The sequence below is a fragment of the Bacillota bacterium genome (genome assembly GCA_012839765.1).
Taxonomy (GTDB): domain Bacteria; phylum Bacillota; class Limnochordia; order DUMW01; family DUMW01; genus DUMW01.
The window spans coordinates 1-4787 of sequence record DUMW01000094.1 but is presented as its reverse complement, the minus strand read 5'-3'; the positions used below and the strand labels follow the sequence as shown (position 1 = coordinate 4787).

General features: G+C 56.8%; 3 protein-coding genes. All 3 read left to right on the top strand.

Translation table 11 applies throughout. The features are described from left to right. The coding region (locus tag GXX57_09585; protein ID HHV44898.1) for an N-acetylglucosamine-6-phosphate deacetylase at positions 1 to 774 on the top strand (774 nt) is incomplete at its 5' end. A 383-nt stretch (positions 775 to 1157) separates the two neighbouring features. Continuing rightward, on the top strand, positions 1158 to 1973 hold the full coding sequence (locus GXX57_09580) for a sugar phosphate isomerase/epimerase (protein ID HHV44897.1): 816 nt from the start codon (positions 1158 to 1160) through the stop codon (positions 1971 to 1973). Between the two features lie 124 nt (positions 1974 to 2097). Continuing rightward, a complete protein-coding gene (locus tag GXX57_09575) occupies positions 2098 to 4320 on the top strand; it encodes a hypothetical protein (GenBank protein HHV44896.1) in 2223 nt (740 codons plus the stop codon). Positions 4321 to 4787: the final 467 nt, after the last annotated feature.

Below are 4787 nucleotides of genomic sequence, written 5' to 3'. Positions count from 1 at the left end.
GAGGATGGTCCCCGGGGGGCCCATCCGCGGCAGTTCGTCTCCTTCCCCGATTGGGAAGAATTCCAGCGGCTTCAGGAACTGGCCCAGGGTGCGATTCGGATTATTACCCTCGCCCCCGAATTGCCCCGTGCCCTAGAGTTTATTGAGAAAGCGGTGGCAGAGGGGGTGGTGGTGGGCATTGGCCACACCAATGCCTCCGCCAGGGAAATTAGGGCGGCGGTGGACGCTGGTGCGACCTTGTCGACCCATCTGGGTAACGGTTGTCATGCAGTTGTGCCGCGCCATGCCGACTACATTTACGAGCAATTGGGAAACGACGGCCTGATGGCAAGTTTCATCGCCGATGGCAAGCACCTGCCGGCCAATGTACTCAAATCCTTCATCCGGGCCAAAGGTGTGCAGCGTTCGATCCTCATCAGCGATGCTGTCTCGCTCACAGGGCTTCCCGACGGGGCCTATACCCTATGGGGGCAGCAGGTGGAGGTGCGAGGAGACATGGTGGTGCTGGCCGGTACTGAGTACCTTGCCGGGGCTGTAAGCTTTCTGCCGGTGGGTGTTTTTAATGCCGTTAGGCTGGCGGGCTGTCTCCTTGAGGAGGCTATCGACATGGCTTCCCTTAACCCTCTGCGTTTGCTGGGGCAGAAGCACCGGGGATTGCAGGTGGGTGCCCCTGGAAACCTGATGGTCTTTCAAGTAGATGACCAAGGCTTGGATGTAAAGGGAGTATACTGCCAGGGAAGCTTGGTGGACCTTTCAGCGGAGATCGGCGCCTGAAGGTGGGAAAAGACGTACTTGAGTTCGCTTCCAGTGGGGGTTGCGGTGTGGTGTGTAAACCAGATGGGAATTAGGAGTTGGACAATGCAGTGTTTGCCATTGGGGCAAGCTCGGTCGGTTGAGCCCACGTTTTGCACCGCTGATGGGGTACTTTCGTCTCTTAAGAAGCTGATGCTGCTTTGGACAACGAATGATCCGGACAGCCCAGGGATCATCTGTATGGTGCTGGCTCAAAGGAAACAGGGGGTAGCGGCAAGGATCTTCCTTGGCTCCATCACCGAGGCGTGCCCAAAGCGGTGCTTTGGACCAACTATGACGTAGCATTGTACTTAATAAAGAGGCCGCAGAAGAATTCATAAGGATTATGGAAGGAGGCGGGTGGCATGATCGGTGTCGTTGGCCTAGGTTTTACCAGTGTAACCTTTTCCCGTTTCCTGGCCATCGCCCAGGAATTGGGTTGTGACGGTTTTGAATTGTGTACCATCCCCGGGGCCCATCGGGGTACCCTGGACTTGACCGAGGGGACGAAGCGCGCCCAGGCGAAGGAGCAGATTGAGGCGGCAGGACTTAGGGTCCTCTCGGTGGCCGGCTACAACGATTTTTCCCTCCCGGCGAATCACCAAAGGGAGGTCGCCCAGCTCGAGTATTATATCCAGCTAGCCCGGGAATTTGATTGTCGCTTGGTCCGGGTCTTTGCCGGGGATGGGACCGACCCTGATCTTTTTGCCCACGTGAAGGCCGGTTTCCAAAGGGCCGTGGCCCTGGCAGAAGAACAAGATGTGGTGCTAGCTTTGGAGAATCACGGTCATCAGTTCAACGATGGTGGGCTTATCTGCCGGCTTTTGGAGGAGATTGACTCTCCCTATCTGCGGGCCACATTGGATACGGGCAATTTCTTTTGGGCTGGGCATTCGGTGGAAACGGGGCATCGGTTTGCAAGACAGGTTTGCTCCTATGCGGCCAATGTCCATCTAAAGGACTTTGTCTACGGCCCCGACGGCTCAGTGCAATTTGTCCCCCTCGGGGAGGGACTGGTGGATTTGCCGGGGATCATTGGAGAACTAAAGGCTGTTGGTTACCAAGGGCCTTACTTGAGTGAGTACGAAGGATTTGGGGACCCCCGTAAGGTTACCGTGGATGCGGACCTCCTTAAAGAGCGGTCGGCCCAGTGTTTGGAATACCTGCGGAGCATCCTCTAGGTATTGTTTGCCACTTAACCTTTGCCCGGGCCAGATGGGGTACGCGTTTTGCCGGTGACCGGCGAGGACGAAACCCGCAATTGACCCACTAAGACAAAGGTTGTGAGACCGGGAGGGGTGGCGGATGACACATCTTTTAGGAACGGACTATCTTGCTGAATTATCCGATCCCAGGGAGCTTCTCCTGGAGGGACTGAACCGGTTTTTGGATGAAGCTTTGGCTACTAGGCGGAAAGAACGGGACAAATCCTTTGATCAATTGCCGTCCCAGGAGGAGCTGGCCGCGGCAGTGGCGGAAAAACGGAAGGAACTGGCCCGGTATCTGGGAGTGGTGGATTCCCGCTTGCCCGTGGAGGCCCTTGAGTATATCTGTTCCACGGGAAGTCCTGCTAAAGTCGCCGAAGGGGCTGGCTACGGGGTGTACCGGGTGCGTTGGCCGGTGTTGGAAGGGGTCTTCGGGGAAGGGCTGTACCTGAAACCCCAGAAGGCACCCATTGCCCGTGCTATCGCCCTGGGGGATGCGGACTGGCTTCCTGAGGACTTGGTAGGCCTCACCAAGGGGCTTGCGCCTGGGGCTCAGTTTGCCCGCCACCTAGCTGAGATGGGGTGCGAGGTAGTGGTGCCGATCCTGATCGATCGTGATTGCACCTGGTCCGGGAACCCCGCCGTGCGGATGACAAACCAGCCCCACCGGGAGTTTGTCTACCGGATGGCTTACCAGATGGGACGGCACATCATCGGCTATGAGGTGCAGAAGATCCTCGCCTTGGTCGATTGGTTTTTCCGGGAATCGTCGGAAAAGCCAGTGGTTGTCTTCGGCTATGGGGAAGGGGGCCTTTTGGCCCTGCACAGCGCCGCCTTGGATGTGCGGATCCTTGGGGTGGGTGTCAGTGGATATTTTGGGGATCGCTTCCGGGTCTGGGAGGAGCCGATCTACCGCAACGTCTGGCGTCTACTTCGGGGATTTACTGATGCGGAGCTGGCTGCCATGGTCGCACCCCGGACACTGATCGTGGAAGCAAGTCCTGCGCCTGTGGTCACTGGGCCCCCTGCTCCTGCGCCATCCCGCCAGGGCGCCGCCCCGGGACGGCTTAGGACCCCCAGTACAGCGGAGGTGCAGGCCGAACTGGCCTTGGCCCGTAAGGCCTACGGTGTTTATGGAGCCACAGAAAAGCTGGTCTTAGTCGAACCAAAGGCGGATCAAGGTCCTGGCACCTCTCGGGCTTTGGGGCAGCTTTTACAAAGCTTTGGTCCCGTAACAGCCCCGAAGGAAGAGGGGCCGGTTACAGTCCTTCATCCCATCAGCCCAGACGAAAACCAGGAGCAAAGGAAGCGTCAGTTTCAACAGCTTTGCGCGTATACCCATTTACTTTGGCAGCGCAGTGGGCAGATTAGAGAGCGCTTCTGGGCCCGGGCGGACGCTACATCAGTGGAGACTTGGAAGGAGACCACCGAAGCCTACCGGACGTATTTTTGGGAGGAAGTGATCGGTAAATGTCCTCCGCCCACGGAATCTCTTATGCCGAGGAGTCGGCGGTCTGAGGAAAACCCAGCCTATGATGTCTATGAGGTATCGATAGACGTTTGGGAGGGGGTGCCGGCCTTTGCTTATCTTTTGGTTCCGAAGGGAATCAAAGAGGGGGAAAGACGTCCCGTCGTCGTCTGCCAGCATGGCTTGGGGGGGGATCCTGCGGTGCTGTTGCGGAGAGGGGCATATAAAGCCCTGGCCCGCACCCTGGCCGAGGAGGGCTTTGTTACCCTTGCCCCGCAGAATCCCTCCATCGGAACGGCCGGTGACCGGTTCCGGGTATTGCAGCGGAAGGCCAATCCCCTCGGTTGGTCCGTTTTTTCCTTCATTGTCGGGATTCACCAGCAATGGCTGACCTTTTTACGGGGCCTTCCCTTTGTGGATCCCGCACGGATCGGCTTTTATGGCTTGTCCTACGGTGGGAAAACGGCACTGCGCGTCCCTGCCATTCTGTCGGGGTATGCCCTTTCTATTTGTTCTGGGGATTTCAACGAGTGGATCATGAAGACGGTGTCGCCGGAGTTCTTCTCCAGTTACATGTTTACCGGGGAGTATGAAGTGTATGAATTCAACTTGGGCCACACCTTCAACCACGGGGAGATGGCCTACTTGATCGCTCCTCGCCCGTTTATGGTGGAACGGGGGACTGACGATCCCTGTGGCAGCGATGAGTGGGTCGCCTTTGAATACGCGAAGGTCCGCCGTTTGTACCTGAAGCTAGGTATCCCCGAACGCACCCACATGGAAGTGTTCCCTGGGGGACATGAGATTTGCTTCCAGGATGCGGCCCAATTCCTCCGCACTTTCCTGGGAGACTAGGCTCTGCTCTTAGCGTCGAACCGAAAGCATGGAAGGGACCAGGGAAAGATTGCCAAATGACGGGGAAAGCCGCTAGAAAGACGATGGGGAGGGATAGCCCAAAGGGTTCTGACCCTGGAAAAAGCATAGCGACGGCCATTTGGCCCACGGCGTAGAAAAATCCTCTTGGTTAGGAAGGAATCTTAGGGGGCTTTGTAGAAATACATTATTAATTGCTTTCATGAACCCGTAATGTAAGTCCAAAGGGAAGATGGTGGCGGTATGGCCATGGTCAGTCGAAATGGTCGGAGTTTCGATAGGGAGGCAGTGTCTACGCCCTTCGGGTTTAAAGGGGGCCTTCTCCGCCTTGACCCCCTAGTTTTGGAGAATATGCTTGTACTTCATCTACATATCGCATGATTGCTTCGTATTTCTACCAGTTGCACTTTTTACTCATCTTAGGCGGCCTTGAGTGCTTCTTTGGTATG